Origin of the sequence: Halalkalibacter flavus (assembly GCF_036663575.1) — a bacterium.
Classification (GTDB): domain Bacteria; phylum Bacillota; class Bacilli; order Bacillales; family Bacillaceae_D; genus Halalkalibacter; species Halalkalibacter flavus.
This window is the reverse complement of the sequence record NZ_JAWRVK010000017.1, coordinates 69930-94683: the sequence shown is the minus strand read 5'-3', so window position 1 is coordinate 94683 and position 24754 is coordinate 69930. Positions and strand designations below refer to the sequence as shown.

Below are 24754 nucleotides of genomic sequence, written 5' to 3'. Positions count from 1 at the left end.
AACCTAATACAATTTTTTGAAAAAGAGAATATCACTATTTCATTGCCTCAATCATATAACGCCTGTTTTTGGAATATATAAGTTGGATAGCTTGTTTCTTCCATGGAAAACCTTCGTTCATCTGTCGTGATTTGTGCTAGTTCAGATGTAACTTCATTCAGCGAGATAAGCTCGTGACATATTTGTGATAAAAATGAATCTTGCTTATTTTGCTCAGAACGTAGTTGTTTCATTTTTTCTATATTTATAAAATGAGCAGTTGTAATTTGGTGATAATGATCTTCATAAATGGTACAAAATGATTTGATTGTATTACGAAGAAGTTCCTTTTCCTTTTTAGATAAAGATTGATTTAAGCGTAGATGACAAATTTTCCCTAAATGAAAAAGAGTAAGATGTAAGTAATCTAACTTTTTTTGTAAGTAACCAAAAGACCTTCGCTCAAATTCACATGATCGCCTATATTGCCACTCATCATGTTGAAATTGTGTTAATTGGTAGGCCTTTGTGAGCTCTTCATGTAATTGCCGATAATAATGTGTGCGATCCACTGTATCGTCTAATAAATGGGATTCAAGAATCAAAGCAAATTTATTAGCTGTTTGTTGGTATAAAGCATCTACTTTTTTTACTAGTATCGGTCCAAATTTAGGTGGGAGAATAATAAAATTAACAAAGGTTGAAACAATAATCCCGATCGATGTACCAGAAATTCTAATAGAAAAATCAAAAATAGCATGATCTGTTGTACCAGGAATCATGGCTACTGCAGTTAAAGTGGCAACTAATGTTCCAGTATCAAGTTTAAGTTTTGAACAAACGATAATCGTAAGCATGGCGACAAGTGCATAAGTGATTGCGTTTTGGCCTAGAACAAAATCAACAGCAATAGCAAACGTTGCCCCAAGAGCGGCGGCAGGTAAACGGATCATCCCTTTTTTTAGAGAATCAGCAGCTGTGGGTTCTGTTGTAACAATAGCGGTTATAACTGCAAACGTAGGTGGTAAATTAATAAGGTGGCAAATAAAAGCTGTTATGAAAACAGCGACACCCGTTTTTATTACACGCCTCCCAATCCAGCTTTTCATATCAACACGAACTCCTTAGGTGAAAATTGTTTTTTCGGTCAGTACATACTAATAAGTCCTACATTTAGTATGAGAGAGAAAAAAGGAAGTTATACTCCATTTTTCGACATGAGCGTTATGGTATGTTAGACGAGAAAGGATGAGGTATTCAATGAAGCGACTTCTTGCCATGGTTATCTTATTTATTATGAGCTTATTCATTTTAATCGGATGTCAAAATGATCGTGTTGAAAGCGAAGTAGAAGTTGAAGAGGAAATAGAAGAAAAAGTAGAAGAAGAGGGGGAAAGGGGGGAAGAAACTGTTCAAGACGAGGAGTTAGAAAGTGGGGTTATGGAATCAGAAGTTTTGAATGAATTTGAAAAAAAATATACAATTAATAAAACGAATTGGTTAGTTGAACCGATAGATGACGCATCTGATCAAGTTGTTCTTTTAACGATAGATGATGCGCCTGAACATTATAGTGTAGCTATGGCAGAAATATTAAAACGTTTAGATGCTGGAGCCATTTTTTTTGTGAATGGGCATTTCTTGCAAACGGAAGAAGACCGAGAAAAACTGAAAAGAATTCATGAATTAGGCTTTGAAATCGGGAATCATACGATGACACATCCGAATATGAGTCAATTATCACAAGAAGATCAAAAAAACGAGATAATTGAATTAAACCGTTTAATTGAAGGTATCATCGGAAAACGACCAAGGTTTTACCGGGCACCTTTTGGAGTAAATACTGAAACGTCTAATAAAGTTGTAGAAGCGGAAGGGATGCAATCAATGAATTGGACGTATGGTTATGATTGGGAGAACGAGTATCAAGAAGCGGACGCATTAGCTGAAATCATGGTTAATAGTCCCTTGCTAACAAAAGGGGCGAATCTGTTAATGCATGATCGGTTGTGGACAAAAGAAGCATTAGAAGATATCGTTATTGGACTTAGGGAGCGAGGTTATGAAATTGTTCATCCTAATGAAATTGCAACGCATAAGTGAGAGTTAATACGGGAGCCCCTGAAAAAGGTGAACCAACCTTTTTCAGGGGCTCAATTATATACCAGGTTTTTTAGGTGAAAAGTGTCTAACACCAATTACAACGACTCCATCCATTGCTTAGAGGGTGCTGTAAAAGGAAAAAACACCTTTTTCAGTACCTTCCTAATTCGTTTTTTTGCTTCTTTTCTCATCTTGTCAACGATAGTCAATAAAGGGTAAAATAATCGATATGTGACGAATTTTACACACAAGGAAAGGTTGTACTATATGAAAGTAGCTCAGAAGGTTTTATCAGTGTTATTTGTTTTATTTTTAATTAGTGGTTGTCAAGGTGAGCAAAATGACTCAGGTAGAGAAGCGGCCCAAACAGATGGACTTAGTCAAAATGAAAGTGATTATCATGAAACAGTATCGATTGAAATTAAAGAAAATGAAGCAAGATTTCTGCTTGATGACTTACTTGAGGTTGTTGGAGGAAGTTATGAATTTGATGAAATTCACCGTACATTACAATTAACAATTAATGAAGACTCTTTCTATTTAATTGACGAAGTACCTGTTTTAGAGAGAAATGGGGAGTATATTCCTTCAGAGGATATTTACTTAATCGTAGAAGGAGAAGCAGGTAATGAAGAGATTTATTTACCAGTTGAATTTCTTGGACAAGCTCTCGATACGAGTGTTGTTTTTAGCGATGATCAAGTTTCATTCGATTGGTACGGCCCAGCAGAAAGAGTGGGCGGACCTCCAGAAGCGTTCACATTTGAAGAGTGGACTGTTGATGAAATGGTTGAATATTTATCATTTCTAGAAAAACCAATCAAAGGAGCTCAAGTAAGTAAAATTCCAAGCCATTTGCCAGGTGCTCCAAGAGCATATCGCAATGGATTCCATGAAGGGATCGACTGGTATGATCATGCAAGTGGTGGGGGAATTACAACGGAAACACCGATTTACGCAATGGCTGAGGGGGTTGTTGTGAGAGCAGATCATGATTTTGTTGAATATGAATCGTCTGAAATTAGAAATCAAGATTTAGCTTATACAGCAGAGCTTCAAGATACGCCGGAATATATTTTTGACAGACTAAGAGGAAGACAAGTGTGGGTCCAATATCAAGGTGGAGTTATGAATCGATTTGCTCATCTTCATGAGATCCCTAGTAACTTACAGGTTGGCGATCGTGTAACTGCTGAAACGGTTATTGGATATGTCGGAAACTCAGGGACAAGTGATGGTGTGATAGGGGATTATAATGCTGGTTTGCACTTGCATCAGGATCTACTGATCTATGGAGAACTTTTTTGGAAACCATTATCTCAAGAAGAAGTGTTAGAAGTGTTAGAAAGAATCTGGGATTAGAATGTCTCGACAATAGTTACTCTAACATTGCATCCTTCGACATGGGTAATTATGGTAAACTAAGGTAGAGGGTAGTTGAGTTTGTTTGGTTGGAGGTTTCTAATATGGATAAGTCCTATTTTCTTGATGAGTTACGACTAGAAATTGGTCTTGTGCGTGAACAAGTACAAACATTATCTAGTTTCTATAGTGGTATTACGAGAAAGTTTGCTAATATTATGGATAATCGTTCCTCCGTTTCGATCTATGAAGCGACAGATCGTGAATTTATTATGAGAGTGTGCGCTGGTCCATGTTATTTAGATCAGCTGATGTCCTTTGGTGAAGGGACACTTAGTGAAGTGGCTATAAAAGGAGATCTGTTCCATCAAGTGGAACAAGATATGCAAATCATTTATTTGCCCTTTTATAAAACGCATCATTTACTCGGTATTATGGTTTTGTATGTTCCTTTGGATTACTATGTTGTGTCTGATGATGATTTCGTTTTTTTAAAAGAGGTAGGGCGTTTTATTGAGGTTCAACATGAAACGTTTCATCCACATACTTATTAAAAGTAAATTTCAAAGAGGGTACTGGTTAAAACGCCATTAATCAGTATCCTTTTTTATTTTTTAAAAAAACTAATGTGACATACAATTAATGATTGACGTGACCAATTAGTATGTATTATTATATGGTTAAGGAAATTAAAACCGCTTCCAAAATATTAAAATGCATAAAGGGGATGACTCAAATGGGGATTATCATTTGTCAATCATGTAACAAGACGATCGATGTGTTTGAAGGTGAAAAAGTCACAAAGCTTTATGCAAAGGGAAATGGTTGCACACATTGTAAACCAGCCGAACAAAAAAAATAATGATACAAAAGAAGAAGGACTCCCACTTGGGGAGTCTTCTTTTTTATATAGAAAAGAATAAAATGGCGGTCTTTCGAAAAAGCCTGAAAGAAAAGGCCGCTTGTGCGGCTTTTCTTATCGAATTGCTCTATGTTCTTTTATAACACGCAATGATTGGAATGTTGCATCTTCAGGACCTTGCACAGGTAAGTCATTCTTTAAGTTTTCTTCTATATAGGATAGATTCTCTTCTGTTACAATTTCTCCTGGTATGAGTATAGGGATTCCAGGTGGATAAACCATAATAAATTCAGCGATAATTCTCCCGGCTGATTCATGGAATGGAACAACCTCTGTTTCAGCGTAAAAGGCATCACGAGGAGACAAAGCTAGAGTAGGAATGTTAGGCACATACACAGACGATCTTTGATTAGTTTTAGTAGTATTTGCTTTATCAGAAGCAAGTTGTGATAGTGCATCAATTAAAATATCCAATTTTTCGTGTGTATCCCCTAATGTGACAATACATAGGATATTGTATAAATCTGACATTTCAACTTCAATGGAGTAATGCTCACGGAGCCAAATTTCAACTTCATGACCACTAATACCTAAATCTCTTACACTGATAATCAATTTTGTTGGATCGATATCAAACGTTGCTTTTGTACCTAAGATTTCGTCGCCAACACATGTTAATCCATCAATTTTATTAATACGGGCTCTTGTTGTTTCAGCTAGAGTAATGACTTCTGAAATTAATTGTTCTCCTTTCGTTGCAAGTTGTTTTCTAGCAACATCTAAAGATGAGAGTAGTAAATATGAAGTTGAAGTAGTTGTCAACATACTAATAATAGATTGTACACGCTTAGGTGAAATAAGGCCTTCTTTGACATTTAAGATAGAACTTTGCGTCATCGAACCTCCAAGTTTATGAACACTTGTTGCGGCCATGTCAGCCCCTGCTTGCATCGCTGAAATAGGCAATTGATTATGAAAATGAATATGAACACCATGAGCCTCATCTACAAGCACTGGAACATCATACGAATGAGCAATTTCAACTATTTTCTTTAAATTTCCAGCAATGCCAAAATAGGTAGGATTAATGACAAGGAGTCCTTTTGCATCAGGATGCGAATCTAATGCTTTTTCAACTGAATCTGTTGTTATTCCATGAGATATTCCAAGTACAGGATCGATCTCAGGATGAATGAAAATAGGAGTAGCTCCAGAAAAAATAATGGCAGACATAATCGATTTATGCACATTGCGAGGGACGATGATTTTGTCTCCTGGACCACAGACAGACATGATCATAGTCATAATGGCCCCGCTTGTCCCTTGTACAGAAAAAAACGTATGGTCTGCACCAAAAGCTTCAGCAGCTAATTCTTGTGCCTCTTTTATAATCCCGTGTGGATGGTGAAGATCATCCAATGGTTCAATATTTATTAAGTCAATTGAAAGGGCGTTTTCTCCAATGAATTGTCTAAATTCAGGATCCATGCCTTTTCCTTGTTTATGCCCAGGAATATGGAATTGAATGGGTTGTTTTTCGGCGTGATTACGTACACCGGTGAACAACGGAGTAAGATGTTGTCGTGACAACAGGTTCACCTCATTTTTCATTATAAACTAAAAGCTAGTTGTAAGAACTTCTAAAACAAATTTGAGTATATCAAAAATGTGACTGAAAGCAAAGATACAATAACCGGATTGATGTGCAAATTTGACAAAATTCAGCGTTATTATATGGTACGATTTTGTTAATTCAGCTAGGGAGGGGTTTTAATGTGGGAGAATAGAGTAACAAGATTATTAGGAACAACATATCCGATTATTCAAGGGGGACTTGCCTATTTAGCGTACTCAGAATTAGCATCTGCCGTTTCAAATGCAGGTGGATTAGGGCAAATCACAGCAATGTCACTTCCGTCTCCTAATGCTTTAAAGGAAGAGATAAGAAAAGTAAGACAACGGACAAAACATTCATTTGGTGTGAATTTCGCTATTGGACATCATGGACGAAGTTATGAACATATGCTAGATATTGCGATTGAACAAAATGTACCTGTTATATCAATGACCGGTGGAAATCCTGCACCCTTAATGAAGAGATTAGAAAATACGAAGATAAAAAAAGTGGTTTTAGTGGCATCTACAAGGCAAGCACAGAAGGCAGAAGCGCTCGGTGCAGATGCTGTGATGGTTGTAGGCCAAGAAGGTGGGGGGCATTTAGGAAGAGCAGATACAGGGACAATTGTATTAGTACCTCAAGTAGTTGATGCCGTATCAATCCCTGTTATTGCGTCCGGTGGAATTGGAGATGGAAGAGGGTTGATGGCTGCAATGGCTCTTGGAGCAGAGGGAATTGAAATGGGGACTAGATTTATCGTTACGAAGGAATGTGTTCATGCACATCCAAATTATAAAAAGAACATCATAACGGCAACGGAGAACGATACAACTGTTATAAAACGTTCGATCGGATCTCCTGCACGTGCCTTGAAGAATAAATGGACAAATAAAATTCTTGATATAGAAAAGGATGAACCGACATATGATGCTTTAAAAGAGTATATCAGTGGAGATGCAAACAAATCCTATATTTACAAGGGAAACGAAGATGAGGGATTTGGCTGGGCAGGACAAATCGTAGGAAGAATTCATGAAGAGTTGACAGTATCACAATTAATAACGAAAATAATCAATGAAGCAAAGATGATACGAAAACAATGGGTTGTATTAGGAGGAGAATAAATTTTGGAATCTAAATTACCTATATCACTTGATTGGTCGACAGAAGAAGTGATTACTGTCATTCAGTTTTTTGAGACAATTGAGAAAGCATATAAAAAAGGAGTGGAAAGAGAGAAGCTTCTAAGAGATTATCGAAGATTTAAGGAAATTGTGCCAAGTAAAAGCGAGGAGAAACAACTCTTTAAACAATATGATGAGGAGCTAGGAATATCTAGTTACCATGTCATAAAAAAAGCCCGTGAAGGAACGGAGAATATAATAAAAATGGAAAGAGGATGAATACTCTTTCCATTTTATTATATTAAGATTGAGACATAGTTAGTTGATAAATTGGCAGTAGTTGTTCGTATGTTTCCTTAGTAAGGTTCAGCAATGCTTGTCCGTCTTGAACGAGTGATTGATTAGGCTTAAGGTGACGTCCTACTAAGAATTCAGCTTTTTTTACGTCACGTAATCTTTCTAAAGCTGCAATGATATCACTTTCGTTTTTTTCTCCGATTGGGGTTGCGTCCTTTTTCATATGGTCTAATGAAATGACGTAATCATCCGGTAATTCCATAATTAAATTACTATTTGTCATTAAGCTGTTGGCGATAGCCTTTTTATTTGGTGCCTCATATATAAGAGCAAACCAGATGAATAAATGATCGTCAAATAACCCTAATTGAAAATGTGGGTGCTTTTTGTAACCGCGTTTATCGTGAGCTATTGCCATCCACGTATCATTTGGTGGATTAACCTTTCGTCTAGCGTGTCTTGCAATATGAAGGTACATTTCGTTTCCAACGAGAACAGCAAGTTCCTCTGCTAATATATCTCCAAACGCTTTAAATTTTGGTTGAATTTGTGTTTGAATTGCTTCCATTCTTGCTTCAAGACCATCGATATGGAAGACATCAAAATCTGACTGTGAAAACCCTTTTAAACTCATTATTTTAACCTCACTTTATCATTTATAGATGTATTTTATCATATATTATCTAATAAAATCGAATAGTATGCAGTTGGTTAATAGGACATAAAACATGACTATATTAATATTTTAATCTTTTTTTAATTAACATTTTCTTCTACTTTCAAATATGCTATAATAAAATTAATTTAAATAACAGAAAATTTAGTTTTTATCCAGAGGTTAGTATATTGATTAGATAAAGAGGAGTGAAGCCGTATGGAACAAGTTGTGAAAGCTTTTATTCGCGAAGATGGAGAAATGAGAATTCCGGTGTTGCGTCTTGAAATTGATTATGAGCTTGCGACTCTACATGATGCTTTACTCGATGAAGATTTACTAACAATTAAACAGACAAAACAACGACTTGAACAATTACGACAAGAACTTATTTTATTAGAAGTATAGTAATATTTAATTTCTTGAGAGTGGCTTTTATTAGGATATAAGCTACTCTTTTTTTTTGACTTGAAAAGGGTTACTATTTTTCTATTTGGAAAATGTATGTCATAATGGAAATTGAAAAGTGAAGTACCATTTAGGAGGTCATGTAGATGTCAGTCGACTGGTTAGAACTTGAAAAGATTGCTAGAGCATGGACATATGAAGCTGCTGGCTTGATCAAAAAATCTCTCGCCAACCCTATTCATATTGAAGCCAAGTCTAATCCGGATGATTTAGTTACTGAGGTTGACAGAGCAATTGAATCATTCTTTTATCATAAGATTGATCAAACATATCCCGAGCATCATTTCTTAGGTGAAGAAGGGATTGCTGAAGAACTTAATTCGTTAGATGGAACCGTTTGGATTGTTGATCCAATTGATGGGACAATGAATTTTGTTCATCAGAAATATAATTTTGCTATCTCAGTCGCTGTCTATCATGATGGAGTCGGAATGGTCGGTCTTATTTATGATGTAATGAATGACGAATTATTTCATGCAGTTCGGGGACATGGTGCTTATGTAAATAATGAGGAACTCGTTCCTGTTAAGGAGCGGCCTTTACATGAATCGATTATTGGATTGAATGCAAAATGGTTAGTGCAAGAAAAAAATCCATTTCGAAATCCACTGAAAGCACTCGTTCGAGATGTGAGAAGTATTCGCTCTTATGGATCTGCTGCTCTTGAAATAGCTTATGTCGCAGCAGACCGATTAGATGGGTATATAAGTGTAAATCTGTCCCCATGGGATTACGCGGCTGGGATTATTTTATTAGAAGAAGTGGGTTGTAAAGCTTCTACTTTTAGAGGGGAACATTTAAATTACTTACAAAAAAGTACTGTTATTGTTGGGAAACCAAGATTACATAAAGAGATGGTTTCTTCGTATGTTGGAGAGGAGTTATAAGCGATGACAAAAGTTGGCTTTATCGGTTTAGGAACAATGGGATTGCCAATGACTAAACATTTAATTGATGCTGGATACGAAACATTTGTAGTAGGGCGCAGTAGAGGACCAATTGATAAAGCTGTAACGCTTGGTGCAGAAGAGGCAGCTTCTCCGAAAGATTTAATTGAGAAAGTGGACATTGTTATGACTTGCTTGCCGGTGCCACAAACCATTATTGACGTTTATGAAGGGGAAGATGGTTTGATCGCTGGGGCTGTAGAAGGAAAAATTGTAATCGACCACTCTACTGTTAATCGTGAAACAAATGAACATGTTGCCAAATTATTAGCTGAAAAAGGGGCGCTTTTTATTGATGCTCCAGTTAGTGGAGGACCAATGGGGGCTTCTGCAGGAACATTGACAATTATGTGTGGTGGAGAAGAAGAAGCCTTTGAAAAAGCTTTGCCAGTCATGAAAGCTTTTGGTGACTATATTGTTCATGTTGGACCAACTGGCAGTGGCACGGTTGTCAAGTTGCTTAATAATATGTTAATTGGTGTTCATCAATCAGCCTTAGCAGAATGCTACATAATGGCAGAAAAAGCAGGTGTTGATCCTGCAATCGCATATGACTTAATTAAAAGAAGTGCAGGATTCTCAAAAAGTATGGATTGGTCTGTTGATGCCATCCTTGATCGGAAGTTCGATCCACGCTTCTCTATCAATCTTTTACATAAAGACATTTTGCTTGCCTTACAGTTAGCGGAGGAAGTAAACATGCCACTTGATTTAATAAGATTAGGAGAACAGAAAGTAGCGGAAGCGAAAGAAAAATACGGTGAGCAAGACGTATGTGCAATTGTTCGTCCATTAGAAGAGAAGACAGGAACAGTTTTAAAAAGAAAAGGGTAAAAACAGCAATTGACCAGATTCTTACAAAAAAGCACGCAAGAAAAGTTTGATTTTAAACCTTTCTTGCGTGCTTCTTTTACATTTCGCTTGATTCTCTAATTTTTTTACGAAGCGTGAACCCAAGGCCGGTTGCGATGAAAACTCCAGCTATGGCAAGAACAGCAATCAGAATACTTCTTTCAGCAACAGCGACTCCAATACTCATTATACAAATAACGGTAATAGCAGAAAGCAATAAAAACAATATATTTTCTTTCTTCATTTATGAGATCCCCCTCAAAAGATCATTCGCTTATCATTAGTGTAACTCTTATTTGAAAAAAGAAAAACCCCAACATTGTGACAAATACGTTAAACATGGTACAGATAGTGTTAAGGAGGGTGTTTATCTAAGTCATTTACGTTCATAATATCTAGTATATAAAAAGTAAGAATAAACGTTTCGTGCAATGTATTTGTCGATAATTGTTTCTTTATAAAGAATTTATGATATACTTGTACAGTTAATGAACGAATAAGGAGAGAAAAAAATGACATTTCGTAACGATATACGTAACATCGCTATTATTGCCCACGTTGATCACGGGAAAACAACATTAGTTGACCAATTATTAAAACAATCGGGTACTTTCCGTGAAAATGAGCAAGTAGATGAACGTGCGATGGACTCAAATGCACTTGAGAAAGAGCGTGGAATAACGATCCTTGCTAAAAATACAGCCATTAACTATAACGATAAACGGATTAATATTATGGATACACCAGGACACGCTGATTTCGGTGGAGAAGTAGAACGTATTATGAAAATGGTTGACGGTGTATTGCTTGTTGTTGATGCTTACGAAGGATGTATGCCACAAACTCGATTTGTATTAAAGAAGGCCCTAGAACAAAATCTGACGCCAATCGTAGTTGTAAATAAAATTGATCGTGACTTTGCTCGTCCTGCAGAAGTAGTTGATGAAGTCATTGATCTATTTATTGATTTAGGAGCAAATGAAGATCAGCTAGAGTTCCCAGTTGTGTATGCTTCGGCCATTAATGGTACAGCTAGTATGGATGCTGAGAAGCAAGATGACAACATGTCAGCTTTATTTGATACAATTATTGAAACAATCCCAGCTCCAATTGATAATAGTGATGAGCCTCTTCAGTTTCAAGTTACGATGCTTGATTACAATGACTATGTTGGCCGAATCGGGATTGGCCGTGTATTTAGAGGGACAATAAAAGTTGGACAGCAAGTGGCTTTAATGAAGCTTGATGGCTCAGTTAAACAATATCGTGTTACGAAGATGTTTGGCTTTTTAGGGCTAAAGCGTACGGAAATTCAAGAAGCGAAGGCTGGAGACTTAATAGCGGTTTCGGGTATGGAGCAAATCAATGTTGGTGAGACAGTTTGTCCAGTAGATCATCAAGAAGCTCTTCCGATTTTGCGTATTGATGAGCCAACTCTACAAATGACATTCCTTGTTAACAACAGTCCATTTGCTGGGCGTGAAGGGAAATTTGTAACAAGCCGTAAGCTTGAAGAGCGTTTGAAATCAGAGCTTGAAACAGATGTAAGTCTTCGTGTAGAAAATACAGAGTCTCCGGATGTTTGGATTGTCTCTGGACGTGGCGAGCTTCACCTTTCTATTCTAATTGAGAATATGCGTCGAGAAGGGTATGAGCTTCAAGTTTCTAAGCCAGAAGTTATTATTCGAGAGATTGATGGTGTGAAATCGGAGCCGATGGAACGAGTACAAATTGATGTTCCAGAAGAATATACGGGATCTGTTATGGAGTCAATTGGAGAACGTAAAGGTGAAATGCTAAATATGACGAATAACGGTAGCGGACAAGTTCGTCTAGAGTTTTTAGTGCCAGCACGTGGTCTAATTGGTTACACAACAGAGTTCCTTTCACAAACTCGTGGTTATGGCATTATTAACCACTCGTTTGACAGCTATGCACCTCTGACTCCTGGACAAGTTGGTGGACGTCGTCAAGGTGTACTTGTTTCCATGGAGACAGGTAAATCAAGTCAATACGGGATTATGCAAGTGGAAGATCGAGGTACAATCTTTGTTGAGCCTGGAACGGAAATATATGAAGGTCAAATTGTTGGAGAGCACACTCGTGATAATGACCTAGCTGTTAACATTACCAAAATGAAACAACAAACAAATGTCAGATCAGCGACAAAAGATACTACTGTTACGATGAAAAAACCTAGAATCATGACACTTGAAGAAGCTCTTGAATATTTGAATGAGGACGAGTACTGTGAACTAACGCCAGATTCAATCCGACTTCGCAAGAAAATTCTTATCAAATCAGAACGTGAACGTGAAGAAAAACGTAGAAAGCTTGCGGCGAAGTAACAAGAAAAAGTTGGTGATCGAATGGACAACCAGTTTACGGAAGAAGAATTAGAAGCATTAACATGGATGATGCGGATAACGGCGGAGAATCCATGGTATGGTTTTTTATCGTATCTAGTCGTCGTTTTATTAACCATTGTTGTATTTAATTTAGGTTTTGCAAGAGAGTTACCAGTTCTCAAAAAAGCAATAGTCTATGTGCTATTGGTGATCGGTAGTTTTGTCATGTGGTTTCTTGAATTTGCATTCGGTGCTCCAATTATTGCAGTATTAATCATTTCAGGAGTTATCCTTGGTATGTATCGATTCAGATTGCATAAACATCGAAAAGAAAAAGAACAAGCTTAAAAAAGAAGAGAGCGTTTGGAATTAGATCCATTCGCTCTCTTTTTTTGTTTCTACTATTAATTGAAATGAACTAGAGGCTTTTCTTGTTTCTGTTCGTTCCTTTATGCGTTCATAACAAGCGTCGCACATATACGTATGAATTGGCCGGTTACGTAAACGTTTAGCTAAAGGTAATTGATCGTCTAATTTATCAATTTTATCACATAGTACGCATTTCACTCGCATAGGAATAATCACTCCATTCTTCTTTCATTTTAACAAAAAACAGAAAAAAAGCTATCTTCAATGAAAAATGGGGGAGTCATAAAAGGTCTGTTATTGACCTTTGGGCCACCTCTGTTCCGGATTTTTTAAACAGACTCGAAAAATTTAAAAGTTACTTTTCAAGAAAAAAGTGTAATGAAGCGCTCAAACTCGTTGAAAAATAATGGTATGATAGTAATAAATGAATGTAGAAAAAACAAGGAGGGTTTGATATGGCCAACCAAGTTGAACATGCATTAACAGAAGAGATGTTACCGTTGCTACAAAAGGAATGTTACCTTACAATTGCAACTATTGATTATGAAAAAAACATTCCGAATGTAAAAGCTATTTCATGGGTGTATGCTCCTAATGTACAAACCATACGATTTATGATTGATAATCGTTCGCGAATTGTTGAAAACATTAAGACCAATAAAGGTGTTGTTCTGACTTTGATTGCCAATGGTTCAACTTATTCAATAACTGGATCTGCAAAGATTGTGATAGAACGTATTGATAATATTCCATTAAAATTATCAATGATTGAAATGGAAATTCAAGAGGTGCGCGATGTGATGTTTTATGGCGCAAAAATGACGATAACGCCTTCTTATGAAAAAACATATGATGCAGAAGCTGCTGCAAAACTAGATCGTCAAGTTATGGAAGCGTTAAAGAAAAAGGAATAATCCATTTTTGTCCAAATAATAGTGACTATATGTGTCCGTTATTTGGATTTTTTTATTATAACCACGTTTTGTTTTCGATTCCTTCGTCTAAGTTTGATAGCTTGAACATACATTCATATTAAGAGAATAATTGAACAATTGGTTAAACATATGGACCAACTTGTTCAATTTGCATAACTTAATAGTAGTTGATAAACGATTCTTTAGTCAGGAGGCGGAATGTTGAAAAAAATCTACGTATTGGACACGAACGTACTCTTACAGGATCCTTACTCCATTTTTTCATTTCAAGATAACGAAGTAGTTATACCAGCAGTTGTGTTAGAAGAGGTGGACTCGAAGAAACGCTATATGGACGAGATTGGTCGAAATGCACGACAATTTTCAAAGTTAATAGATAATCTCAGAGGGATGGGGAAGTTGCATGAAGGGGTCCCAATAGAATCAGGCGGTAAGTTAAGAGTTGAATTAAATCACCGATCATTTTTGCGATTAAAAGATTCGTTTGCAGAAATGACAAATGATAATCGAATTATTGCAGTAGCCCTTAATCTAATGATTGAAGAGCAGGAACGAATTAATGGAAGACATGTGATTCTTGTTAGTAAAGATGCCCTAGTACGGGTAAAGGCTGATGCGTTAGGCTTGCCTTCTGAAGACTTTCTAAGTGATCGCGTAGTAGAATTTGATCATGTATATCCGGGCTATGTAGAGATCTTTGTAGATGCCGATGTTATGAAGAGGTTTTATACAAATGGTGAAATTGCTATTTCCGAGTTAACAAAACACCCGTTTTACCCGCATCAATTTATTATAATGAAGGATGCTCTAGGTAGTTCTAGTTCTGCATTAGGAAAAGTTGAACCAGATGGAAAAAAAGTTAAGCCTTTTATAAATGAACCCGATCATGTATGGGGGATACGTGCGAGAAATGTTCAACAGCGAATGGCATTTGAATTATTGTTAAGAGATGATATTAGTCTAGTGACAATGGTAGGGAAAGCTGGGACGGGTAAGACACTATTATCTCTTGCAGCTGGACTAATGCAGACAGAGGACCTAGGTAAGTACAAAAAACTCGTTGTAGCAAGGCCGGTAGTACCACTTGGAAAGGATATAGGTTATTTACCAGGAGAGAAAGAGGAGAAATTGCGGCCGTGGATGCAACCGATTTATGATAATTTAGAATTTTTGTTTGATACGAAAAAGCCTGGTGAACTGGATCAAATCCTTGCAGGTATGGGATCAATTCAAGTTGAAGCATTAACATATATTCGTGGAAGAAGTATTCCAGATCAATTTATCATTATTGATGAAGCGCAAAATTTAACAAAGCATGAGGTGAAAACAATTTTAACTCGTGTAGGCGAGAGAAGTAAAATTGTATTAATGGGCGATCCGCAGCAGATAGATCATCCATATTTAGATGAATACAATAATGGTCTTACCTATGTGGTAGAGAAATTCAAAGATCAAACAGCAAGTGGGCATGTTAAATTAGTGAAAGGTGAACGTTCAGGATTAGCGCAGCTAGCAGCTGATTTACTATAGCCTTTGCATTAGCTAAAAAATCGCACTGCAGTGGCAATCGTTCGCTGCAGTGCGATTTTGGGAGTCACCCCTATTGGAGAGTGAACTTACATACATTTGTAATTGGGCTGGTTTGATTTGAACCATCTCCAAAATAAAAATGGATAGGTCCATCTTCGCGAAGTGGTTGTCCTTTATGAGAAAAACCAACAATGCCAGATAAGGCATCCGATAGTGATACGACATGTTTGGTACCATTTTCTTCTGTTATTTCCACATTGGTTACCCCTTTTAAAGGTTCTGCGTTTACTAAAAATGGTTTGAGAGGCATCCCGAAAGAACCGTTAATTAACTTTTGCTTTTCGTACCTAATTTCATTTCCATTACTATTAGGCCGCGGTGGAGCTGAGCCTTCTGTAATTTCTTTATCCCATTGAGCCGAAATGGCTTTTTTGTATGCCGTTTCCTCATCGTCTTTTGTTTTTATTTCTTCAAAATATGTATCGAGATCTACCTTTCTTTCATCAAAGATCCATACAGTGGGATCGATCGTTAATGGGTGTCCGACTTCTCCTTCAATAAAAAAAACAAACTCTTGCATATTGTCCCCTCCTATAACAGCTTCTCTTTAAGCGTATTAGAACTCAATTCAAGTGCCCCATGAAGTTAGAATCGTAATAATAATGGAGCGGCTTTGCTCTATTGTTCTAACTTTAGAACAACCTCTTAAAGTATAAAGTGTTTCAATGTTTTTGTCACTTTTGGTAAAGGATATGAGGTACATACTTATAGGTGAGGTGGGGTTTTTGTGGTTTGTCATTATGGGAAAGATCTAACAGAAATGATTGAACAAGTAAAGGGCTATACAAAGAGTGGCAAAGTAGCTGATTATATTCCGGCTTTATTAAAAGCCAACCGTGACGATGTTGGTGTGGCGATTTTTGATGGAAATGAGACGTGTTTTAGTGAAGGAGAGCATCATAAACCGTTCACATTACAAAGTATCTCGAAAGTCCTCACATTAGCATTAGCGTTAATGGACCATGGAGAGGAGGTTGTGTTTAGCAAGGTGGGAATGGAACCGACAGGAGACCCGTTTAATTCAATAGCAAAATTAGAATCACACATTCCGTCAAAGCCTTTAAATCCAATGATCAATGCAGGTGCTCTTGCTGTTAGTTCTTTAATAAAAGGTAGCTCTAATGAAGAAAAATTGGATAGACTTATTCAATTTGTTAGAGAATTAAGTGGAAACAGTAAAATTACGTATAATCAAGAAGTGGCAAAGTCAGAATTTGAGACAGCTGACTTGAACAGGTCGTTAGCATATTTTATGAAGCAGCATGGGGTTATATTAGGTGAGGTAGATGTGTTACTTGACTTTTATACAAAGCAATGTGCGATAGAAGTTGATTGTGAAGATCTAGCAAAGATTGGCTATACTTTAGCACATCAAGGGGAACATCCAAATAAAAATTATTCGATTATACCATTTGAAATAGCGAGGTTAGTGAAAACATTTATGGTTACTTGTGGTATGTATAATGCTTCGGGTGAATTTGCTATTCGTGTTGGCATACCAGCAAAAAGTGGAGTATCTGGGGGAATTGTAGGTGCTGTTCCGGGGGGGATTGGAATCGGTCTGTATGGTCCGGCATTAGATGAAAAAGGCAATAGTATTGCAGGGATGAAATTGTTAGAATTGCTATCAGCTAAGTATCATCTAAGTATATTTTAGAAAGTTATAAACCAGCCCTTGTTGTGAAAATCGTTGCAATTTTCTTTTGAAAAAGATACTATTAAGACAAGGAAAATTCAACAAAGGAGGGGATCAACATGTCAGCAGAAATGGTGACTGGAGATAAAGAAAAAGCATTTGCCCTTCTGAAATCAGATGCGGATAAAATTCGCCAGCTTATTGAAGTGCAGTTGGAGAATTTAACGATGCCCCAATGTCCTCTCTATGAAGAGGTTCTTGATACACAAATGTTTGGACTGTCAAGGGAAATTGACTTTGCTGTACGTTTGGGTCTAGTCAATGAGGAACATGGCAAACAGATTTTAGGAGAATTACAACGTAAATTAGATGACTTACATGAGGCATCTGTGAGAAAATAAAGATCAAGCTATTATATAATAGCTTGATCTTTATTTTTTTCTGGAAAAAAAGCGCATATTTTCCAAGGAGATAAAAAAGGTCGCCTTTTCACTTTTTCAGTGCCCTCGCTTGAGGAGGCTTTAAAAAAAGATTGCCAAGGGAATCTTCTATTATCTATACTAGAATAAAGCTAGAGGTCAGTAGTGACAATGGCTCACTCATTTTGTGAAAGATAGGGAGAAGAACAATCGTGCAATGGGGAAAGACAAATTTAGGAGAAGGAAGAGAGGTTGAAAAAATGAACGGATTAACCAACATTAAGAAAGTACTTGTCGCTAATCGTGGGGAAATAGCTATTCGTATTTTTCGAGCTTGTACGGAATTACATATCCGGACGGTTGCCATTTACTCAAAAGAAGACTCAGGTGCTTACCACCGTTACAAAGCTGATGAGGCGTATTTAGTTGGTGAGGGTAAGAAGCCAATTGAGGCTTACTTAGATATTGAAGGTATTATCGAAGTAGCTAAGTTACATGACGTTGATGCGATCCATCCTGGTTATGGATTTCTATCTGAAAATATTGATTTTGCAACACGTTGTCAGGAAGAAGGGATTATCTTTATTGGTCCAGAGCTTGAGCACCTAGTAATGTTTGGAGATAAAGTTCAAGCGCGTGAACAAGCGTTAAAAGCTAACCTTCCTGTAATCCCTGGTAGTGATGGTCCTGTACATAGTGTAGAGGATGTGCAAGCCTTTGCTAATCAACATGGTTATCCATTTATTATTAAAGCATCGCTTGGCGGCGGCGGGCGTGGGATGCGGATTGTGCGCAATGAGAATGATTTAAAAGAGTCTTATGAGCGTGCAAAGTCTGAAGCTAAATCCGCTTTCGGCAATGATGAAGTGTATGTTGAGAAATTTATCGAAAACCCTAAACATATTGAGGTCCAAATACTAGCAGATAAACATGGAAATATTGTTCATTTATATGAAAGAGACTGCTCAGTCCAACGTCGACACCAGAAGGTTGTCGAAATCGCCCCTAGCGTTTCGTTACCTGAAGATGTTCGTAAAGGTATTTGTGGTGCAGCAGTACAACTTATGGAAAATATTCATTATGTGAACGCAGGAACAGTGGAATTTCTTGTGACGGACTCGGGGGAGTACTATTTTATTGAGGTCAACCCTCGTGTTCAAGTAGAGCACACCATTACGGAAATGGTAACAGGTGTAGATATTGTCCAGTCGCAATTATTAATTGCAGATGGTGAACAGCTGCACGGATCAAAGCTTGGTATCCCAGAACAGGAGAAAATAGTTTGTAATGGATATGCGATTCAATCACGTGTGACAACAGAAGACCCTAGCAATGGCTTTATGCCGGACACAGGACGTATTAATGCCTACCGTTCAGGTGGAGGTTTTGGGGTAAGGTTAGATGCAGGAAATGGTTTCCAAGGAGCAATTATTACACCGTATTATGATTCTCTTTTAGTCAAAGTATCCACATGGGCCCTTACATTTGAAAGTGCTGCAGCTAAAATGTTGCGAAATTTAAGAGAGTTTCGAATTCGTGGTATTAAAACGAATATAGCGTTTTTAGAAAATGTTGTTCAACACCCGCAATTCCTAAATGGTGAATACAACACATCGTTCATAGATACGACACCTGAGCTTTTTGTCTTTCCAAAAAGAAAAGACCGAGGTACGAAAATGCTCTCGTTCATTGGTGAGACAATCGTCAATGGATATCCTGGTCTTGAAAGTTCGAAGAAGCCAGTTTTTGATAAAGCGCCCGTTCCTAAACTAAAATATACGGATCCTATTGTGAATGGGACGAAGCAAATTTTAGATGAACAAGGTCCAGAGGGTTTGGCTAACTGGGTAAAAAACCAGAAGGAAGTACTACTTACGGATACAACATTCCGCGATGCACATCAATCATTACTCGCAACTAGAGTACGGACTCATGATTTAAAACAAATTGCTGAGCCGACTGCTCGTATGCTTCCGAATTTATTCTCACTTGAAATGTGGGGTGGGGCAACGTTTGATGTAACGATGCGCTTTTTGCACGAGGATCCGTGGGAAAGGTTGATTACACTGAGGAAAAAAGCGCCTAATGTCTTGTTCCAAATGTTACTTCGTGCATCGAATGCTGTCGGGTATACCAATTATCCTGATAATGTGATTGAGGAATTTGTTGAACAATCAGCAGAGGCTGGTATAGATGTATTCCGTATCTTTGACAGCTTAAACTGGGTAAAAGGGATGACACTTGCGATCGATTCCGTGCGCAAGAGCGGAAAAATTGCTGAAGCCTCAATGTGTTATACTGGCGATATTTTAGATCCTTCTAGATCGAAATATGATTTAACGTATTATAAGAATTTAGCTAAAGAATTAGAGCAGTCTGGCGCACATATTCTTGGGATTAAAGACATGGCAGGATTGCTTAAGCCAGAAGCAGCATATCAGCTTGTGACAGAGTTGAAAAGTACAATAGATGTTCCGATTCATTTGCATACTCATGATACTAGCGGCAATGGTCTATTTACTTATGCACGTGCCATTGAAGCAGGAGTAGACATTGTTGATGTCGCTGTAAGCTCAATGGCAGGTTTTACATCACAACCTAGTGCAAATAGTTTGTATTATGCGCTAAGCGGTTCGGAGCGTCAACCGAATGTCGACGTTAAGTCACTAGAGCAACTAGCCGAATTTTGGGATTATACCCGCAAATATTATGCTGGCTTTGAAAGCGGAATGAATGCACCACATACGGAAGTTTATGAGCATGAAATGCCAGGTGGCCAATATAGTAATCTTCAACAACAAGCAAAAGCGGTTGGGCTTGGTGCGCGTTGGAATGAAGTTAAAAAGATGTACAGAACAGTCAATGACATGTTCGGTGATGTTGTAAAAGTAACACCTTCTTCTAAAGTTGTTGGGGATATGGCTCTTTATATGGTTCAAAATAACTTAACGGAAGAAGATGTGTATGAGAAAGGGGAAAAGCTTGATTTCCCTGACTCAGTTGTAGAGCTTTTCCAAGGTCAATTAGGTCAACCGTATCAAGGTTTTCCTAAAAAGCTTCAAGAGATCATCTTAAAGGGGAGAAAGCCGATTGAGGGAAGACCTGGTGAAACAATGGAACCGGTAAACTTCCAAGAGGTGAAAGAATCTCTGTTTAAAAAGTTAAATCGTCAAGTGACAAGTCACGATTTACTTTCATACGCCATCTATCCGAAAGTATTTATGGAATTCGAGCAGTTCCGTCAACAGTTTGGAGATATTTCTGTTCTGGATACACCTACATTCTTCTACGGCTTGCGTTTAGGTGAAGAAATTGAAGTAGAAATTGAGAAAGGGAAAACTTTAATAGTGAAGCTGGTCTCTATTTCCAAGCCAAAAGAAGACGGGACACGTATCGTCTACTTTGAGCTAAATGGACAGCCTCGTGAAGTTATGATAAAAGATGTAAATGTTCAAACGAGTTCTGTCTCAAGACCAAAAGTAGATAATGATAACCCAAATCAAATTGGGGCTTCAATGCCTGGAACGGTAGTTAAGACGCTAGTTTCAAAAGGAGATAAAGTGAAAAAAGGTGATCATTTAATGATTACAGAAGCAATGAAAATGGAAACAACAGTTCAAGCTCAATTTGATGGTATTGTTAAGGATGTCTATGTAAATGATGGAGATCCAATTTTAACGGGAGATTTATTAATTGAATTAGCATAATAATAAGAATAGCTGATCTATCCATTCGCTAAGGGTAGGTCAGCTTTTTTTTGATAAGATGATCTATTGAAGACGTATAAAATTACTTAAACTGGGTAATAAATGAAAAAATGACAGCGAGAATGGAAGCCACTGAAAGAGGGCACTAAAAAAGGGAAAACCGCCTTTTTTAGTGCCCTCAGAAATGCTGTCATTTTTTTCAGGTTTATTTTGTTGATTTACGGAGTAAGACCATTGCCATATAAGCTAAATTAGAAAATAAGATCGAAATGATTAATGCATGCAGTAGACCTATTGATAAAATATCGTTCTGAGTAAATACAACTGAAATTCCAGTAATCATTTGTAAAATAATAAGAATAAAGGCAATGATGCTTGTCCAAACGAGCACTAACTCATTTCGAAAGCTGCTAATTGTCCACATCATAAGAATAAGCAACAAAATCGCCAACGTTATTCCTGCTACCCTATGCAAAAATTGTACTCCCATTGGTCCGGTTAGTCCAGGGAATATCATTCCATTACATAAAGGGAATCCAGCACAAGCTAAAGCTGAATCAGTGTGTTTCACATATGCACCAGTGTAAATAACGGCATAACAATATGTGATGACAAAGAAGAAAAATGCTTTATATCCTCTTGTTACTTTAGGAGCTATCTGTTTAGGTTTTCCATCTTCAAAAGCTAAGATCATCAAGAGAACAACAGAGGCAAGCGACATTGCTGATATGCCGAAATGAAGAGCTAATATTGCTTTTGATTGACCAAAGACAACGGCTCCGGCACCAAGTAAACCTTGGAAAATTATTAAAGCGACGGCAGCAATAGCCATGAATTTCGTTTCTCTCATATGCTTTAGCTGCTTCCATGACCAAATGGCAAGTATAATGACCATTGCACCTACTAAACCAGAAACAATTCTATGACTATATTCAATGATCGTTTCAATAGCAGGATTGACAGGGATCACTTCTCCAAAACATAAAGGCCATGTTGCACCACAGCCCTCTCCGGATCCCGTCTTTGTAACAAGTGCACCTTGAAGTAGGACAATGAGTAAGCCAATTGAGGTCAGAATGCCGTAGATTTTTAATCTTTTATGCATTCAATTCACCTTTCCTTCTATAAAATTGTTAAGATATATGCTAGAGTTAGCAAGGGAAAACTTTAAAGCTTCCTCATTGATCTTAAAAACAAACGAGAAAAAAGTCAATTTTACTAGAGTGAATTTTTTATGGACGTCGCTAAATGTGAAGATAATGTGAAACTCATGATTTTAATGAAACTAAATAGATTTTAAGATATAATGTGACTTGTAGCACATCTAATTAATTTTGTTTCCTTTATTTATTGTTTACGAAAGTGCTCGAATTGGTTGACTCTACAAAGGAGGTGAAGATTTGATGAATAAGACTAATACTGTTTTGGACTCATCAAAAGTTATAGCTAGTCCTGATTCATCAGTTGCTGTTAGTCAGCAAAAGTCATGGAAGGACTATCTAGTACTTGCGAAGCAAGGGATTGTTACGTCGAATTTGATTACTACATTTGCCGGGATATACTTAGCGGCTGTTTATACAGGGGTTGGATTAGGATCACATTTTGCAACAATGTTCTTTGCACTAATTGGTGCGGCGCTTGTCATGGCAGGTGGTTGTACGTTAAATAATTACATTGATCGAGATATCGATCACATTATGGAACGAACGAAGGATCGTCCAACGGTTACAGGGCGTTTTTCTGCTAGTCATGTTTTGTTAGTTGGATTACTCCAAGCGGCTTTCGGTTTAGGCTTTTTAGCCCTAACGACAGCAACAGCAGCTGTCATTGGGTTAATTGGATTATTTATATATGTAGTTTTATATACAATGTGGACAAAGCGTACTACAACGTTAAACACCATTGTTGGTAGCTTTTCTGGAGCTGTACCGCCGTTAATTGGTTGGGCAGCCATAGATGGAAGTTTACACACATTTGCTTGGGTGTTATTTTTTATTATGTTCTTTTGGCAGCCGCCACATTTCCTAGCTCTTGCAATGAAGCGCGTGGAAGAGTATCGTGCAGCAGGAATACCTATGTTACCAGTTGTTGCAGGGTTTGAAGTGACAAAACGACAAATGGTCGTCTATGTTATTGCTTTACTGCCAGTTTCACTTATGCTATATCCATTTGGTATTGTGTATACAGTTGTAGCAGCAATACTCGGTTTAGGATGGATTGTGTTAGGATTTGCTGGTTTTAAAATGAAAGATGATATAAAATGGGCAAGGCTGATGTTTGTTTACTCGCTCAATTATTTAACTATTCTCTTTGTTCTTATGGTTATTGTTCATATTTAATAATGCAGATATCTCTATTACTTATTGGAAGATATTAAAATGAATAATGACTGTAGATATATATCTTAATTGTAGTTTTAACTACGTAACGAAAGTGAGGTTGGATTGTCAGATGAAACTTTGGAAAACTGCATGGCGTTTTCTACCTCTTTCATTGCTCGTGTTTGTTTTAACGGGTTGTTTGGGAGAGACGAACTTAACTGCCCTTGATCCAAAGGGACCACAATCACAATGGTTATTTGACAACATGTTATTATCGTTGTACATCATGGCCTTAGTGACAATTGTCGTATTCGCAATCTTTTTCATTATTCTTGCAAAGTACCGTCGTGCTCCAGGAGACGATGAGATTCCAAAGCAAGTACACGGAAATACGGCACTAGAAATTACTTGGACTGTTATCCCAATTATCTTGTTAACAATTTTAGCTGTTCCAACAATTACTGGACAATTTATGTTAGCTGATGTAGAGCCTGATCCAGAGATCGGCGAAGATACAGTCTATATTAAAGTAACGGGTCACCAATTCTGGTGGCAATTTGATTATGAAGATGAAGGCTTTACTGCTGGGCAAGAAGTATACATTCCAGTAGGAGAAAAAGTAATCTTCGAATTACATGCACAAGATGTATTGCATTCATTTTGGGTACCAGCTCTAGGTGGTAAGCTTGATACGGTTCCTGGTATTACGAATCATATGTGGCTAGAAGCTGATGAGCCAGGTGTTTACAAAGGTAAATGTGCTGAGCTTTGTGGACCTTCACATGCATTAATGGACTTTAAACTTATCGCCCTTGAGCGTGATGAGTATGATGCATGGGTTGAAGGAATGCAAGCAGAAGTAGAAGAGCCTACAGAAGCTTTAGCTCAACAAGGAAGAGATGTATTCGAAGCTAGCTGTATTGGCTGTCACGCAGTAGGCGGCATGGGATCAGCTACAGGACCTGCTCTATCAGACTTTGCAAATCGTGAAGTTGTTGCAGGATACTTAGAAAACAATGATGAAAACTTAGAAGCTTGGATTCGTGATCCAGAAGCTCTAAAACAAGGCAATAACATGCCAGCATTTCCAGATATGAGCGATGAAGATATGGAAGCGCTTATTGCTTACCTTCGTTCTCTAGACGTTCAAAACCATTAAAAT

The 24754-nt window shown here is 37.4% G+C and carries 25 protein-coding genes; 18 read left to right on the top strand and 7 right to left on the bottom strand.

Going from position 1 to position 24754, the window contains the following annotated elements; translation table 11 throughout:
- Positions 1–47: 47 nt before the first annotated feature.
- Positions 48–1088, bottom strand: coding sequence for an FUSC family protein (locus tag SAY88_RS13020; protein ID WP_332632253.1), 1041 nt, complete (start codon positions 1086–1088; stop codon positions 48–50).
- A 151-nt stretch (positions 1089–1239) separates the two neighbouring features.
- Between SAY88_RS13020 and SAY88_RS13015 the strand changes: the two genes are divergently transcribed.
- From SAY88_RS13015 to SAY88_RS13000, 4 genes are all read left to right on the top strand, one after another.
- The gene (locus SAY88_RS13015; RefSeq protein ID WP_332632252.1) at positions 1240–2082 is read left to right on the top strand and encodes a polysaccharide deacetylase family protein; all 843 of its coding nucleotides are present in this window, start codon (positions 1240–1242) and stop codon (positions 2080–2082) included.
- 267 nt (positions 2083–2349) lie between these two features.
- Positions 2350–3444, top strand: a complete 1095-nt coding sequence (locus SAY88_RS13010; protein ID WP_332632251.1) for a M23 family metallopeptidase — start codon at positions 2350–2352, stop codon at positions 3442–3444.
- Positions 3445–3548: 104 nt separating this feature from the next.
- Positions 3549–3998: a hypothetical protein gene (locus SAY88_RS13005; protein WP_332632250.1), complete on the top strand. Its 450-nt coding sequence runs from the start codon at positions 3549–3551 to the stop codon at positions 3996–3998.
- A 182-nt stretch (positions 3999–4180) separates the two neighbouring features.
- Positions 4181–4306 (top strand): GapA-binding peptide SR1P, encoded by a 126-nt coding sequence (locus SAY88_RS13000; protein WP_084138636.1) that lies wholly within the window; start codon positions 4181–4183, stop codon positions 4304–4306.
- A 114-nt stretch (positions 4307–4420) separates the two neighbouring features.
- On the opposite strand, the gene SAY88_RS12995 is transcribed toward SAY88_RS13000, so the two are convergent.
- Positions 4421–5896, bottom strand: a complete 1476-nt coding sequence (locus SAY88_RS12995; protein ID WP_332632249.1) for an aminotransferase class I/II-fold pyridoxal phosphate-dependent enzyme — start codon at positions 5894–5896, stop codon at positions 4421–4423.
- 183 nt (positions 5897–6079) lie between these two features.
- Between SAY88_RS12995 and SAY88_RS12990 the strand changes: the two genes are divergently transcribed.
- Both SAY88_RS12990 and SAY88_RS12985 read left to right on the top strand, forming a co-directional pair.
- Positions 6080–7048: an NAD(P)H-dependent flavin oxidoreductase gene (locus SAY88_RS12990; protein WP_332632248.1), complete on the top strand. Its 969-nt coding sequence runs from the start codon at positions 6080–6082 to the stop codon at positions 7046–7048.
- 3 nt (positions 7049–7051) lie between these two features.
- On the top strand, positions 7052–7327 hold the full coding sequence (locus SAY88_RS12985; protein ID WP_332632247.1) for a UPF0223 family protein: 276 nt from the start codon (positions 7052–7054) through the stop codon (positions 7325–7327).
- Positions 7328–7349: 22 nt separating this feature from the next.
- Here the strand turns inward: SAY88_RS12985 and SAY88_RS12980 are convergent, their stop codons facing one another.
- Positions 7350–7979: a YktB family protein gene (locus SAY88_RS12980; protein WP_332632246.1), complete on the bottom strand. Its 630-nt coding sequence runs from the start codon at positions 7977–7979 to the stop codon at positions 7350–7352.
- A gap of 240 nt (positions 7980–8219) precedes the next feature.
- Between SAY88_RS12980 and SAY88_RS12975 the strand changes: the two genes are divergently transcribed.
- The 3 genes from SAY88_RS12975 to SAY88_RS12965 all read left to right on the top strand — a co-directional run bounded on the left by SAY88_RS12975 (position 8220) and on the right by SAY88_RS12965 (position 10249).
- Positions 8220–8408 (top strand): hypothetical protein, encoded by a 189-nt coding sequence (locus SAY88_RS12975; RefSeq protein ID WP_332632245.1) that lies wholly within the window; start codon positions 8220–8222, stop codon positions 8406–8408.
- 146 nt (positions 8409–8554) lie between these two features.
- The gene (locus SAY88_RS12970) at positions 8555–9355 is read left to right on the top strand and encodes an inositol monophosphatase family protein (protein WP_332632244.1); all 801 of its coding nucleotides are present in this window, start codon (positions 8555–8557) and stop codon (positions 9353–9355) included.
- Between the two features lie 3 nt (positions 9356–9358).
- The gene (locus SAY88_RS12965; protein ID WP_332632243.1) at positions 9359–10249 is read left to right on the top strand and encodes an NAD(P)-dependent oxidoreductase; all 891 of its coding nucleotides are present in this window, start codon (positions 9359–9361) and stop codon (positions 10247–10249) included.
- Between the two features lie 76 nt (positions 10250–10325).
- Here the strand turns inward: SAY88_RS12965 and SAY88_RS12960 are convergent, their stop codons facing one another.
- A complete protein-coding gene (locus SAY88_RS12960; protein WP_332632242.1) occupies positions 10326–10511 on the bottom strand; it encodes a DUF5325 family protein in 186 nt (61 codons plus the stop codon).
- 268 nt (positions 10512–10779) lie between these two features.
- Between SAY88_RS12960 and typA the strand changes: the two genes are divergently transcribed.
- Both typA and SAY88_RS12950 read left to right on the top strand, forming a co-directional pair.
- Positions 10780–12615, top strand: coding sequence for a translational GTPase TypA (gene typA / locus SAY88_RS12955; RefSeq protein ID WP_332632241.1), 1836 nt, complete (start codon positions 10780–10782; stop codon positions 12613–12615).
- A gap of 21 nt (positions 12616–12636) precedes the next feature.
- Positions 12637–12963, top strand: a complete 327-nt coding sequence (locus SAY88_RS12950; RefSeq protein WP_332632240.1) for a YlaH-like family protein — start codon at positions 12637–12639, stop codon at positions 12961–12963.
- Positions 12964–12984: 21 nt separating this feature from the next.
- Here SAY88_RS12950 and SAY88_RS12945 read toward each other — a convergent pair whose 3' ends face one another.
- Entirely contained in the window at positions 12985–13188 is a 204-nt protein-coding gene (locus SAY88_RS12945) for a YlaI family protein (RefSeq protein WP_332632239.1), read from the bottom strand.
- Positions 13189–13439: 251 nt separating this feature from the next.
- On the opposite strand from SAY88_RS12945, the gene SAY88_RS12940 reads away from it, so the two are divergent.
- Both SAY88_RS12940 and SAY88_RS12935 read left to right on the top strand, forming a co-directional pair.
- A complete protein-coding gene (locus SAY88_RS12940; RefSeq protein WP_332632238.1) occupies positions 13440–13898 on the top strand; it encodes a pyridoxamine 5'-phosphate oxidase family protein in 459 nt (152 codons plus the stop codon).
- A 219-nt stretch (positions 13899–14117) separates the two neighbouring features.
- On the top strand, positions 14118–15449 hold the full coding sequence (locus SAY88_RS12935; RefSeq protein ID WP_332632237.1) for a PhoH family protein: 1332 nt from the start codon (positions 14118–14120) through the stop codon (positions 15447–15449).
- A gap of 70 nt (positions 15450–15519) precedes the next feature.
- Here the strand turns inward: SAY88_RS12935 and SAY88_RS12930 are convergent, their stop codons facing one another.
- Positions 15520–16029 carry a peptidyl-prolyl cis-trans isomerase gene (locus SAY88_RS12930; protein ID WP_332632236.1) on the bottom strand — a complete coding sequence of 170 codons (510 nt, stop codon included), beginning with the start codon at positions 16027–16029 and terminating at the stop codon, positions 15520–15522.
- A gap of 207 nt (positions 16030–16236) precedes the next feature.
- Between SAY88_RS12930 and glsA the strand changes: the two genes are divergently transcribed.
- The 3 genes from glsA (at position 16237) to pyc (ending at position 21271) form a co-directional block, all read left to right on the top strand.
- Positions 16237–17166, top strand: a complete 930-nt coding sequence (glsA, locus tag SAY88_RS12925; RefSeq protein WP_431308868.1) for a glutaminase A — start codon at positions 16237–16239, stop codon at positions 17164–17166.
- 98 nt (positions 17167–17264) lie between these two features.
- The gene (locus SAY88_RS12920) at positions 17265–17546 is read left to right on the top strand and encodes an Fpa/YlaN family protein (protein WP_250095249.1); all 282 of its coding nucleotides are present in this window, start codon (positions 17265–17267) and stop codon (positions 17544–17546) included.
- A 278-nt stretch (positions 17547–17824) separates the two neighbouring features.
- Positions 17825–21271, top strand: a complete 3447-nt coding sequence (gene pyc / locus SAY88_RS12915) for a pyruvate carboxylase (RefSeq protein ID WP_332632269.1) — start codon at positions 17825–17827, stop codon at positions 21269–21271.
- Between the two features lie 205 nt (positions 21272–21476).
- On the opposite strand, the gene SAY88_RS12910 is transcribed toward pyc, so the two are convergent.
- Positions 21477–22376, bottom strand: a complete 900-nt coding sequence (locus SAY88_RS12910) for a COX15/CtaA family protein (RefSeq protein WP_332632235.1) — start codon at positions 22374–22376, stop codon at positions 21477–21479.
- A 298-nt stretch (positions 22377–22674) separates the two neighbouring features.
- On the opposite strand from SAY88_RS12910, the gene cyoE reads away from it, so the two are divergent.
- Positions 22675–23610 (top strand): heme o synthase, encoded by a 936-nt coding sequence (cyoE, locus tag SAY88_RS12905; protein ID WP_332632234.1) that lies wholly within the window; start codon positions 22675–22677, stop codon positions 23608–23610.
- Between the two features lie 112 nt (positions 23611–23722).
- Positions 23723–24751 (top strand): cytochrome c oxidase subunit II, encoded by a 1029-nt coding sequence (coxB, locus tag SAY88_RS12900; protein WP_332632233.1) that lies wholly within the window; start codon positions 23723–23725, stop codon positions 24749–24751.
- Positions 24752–24754 lie beyond the last annotated feature (3 nt).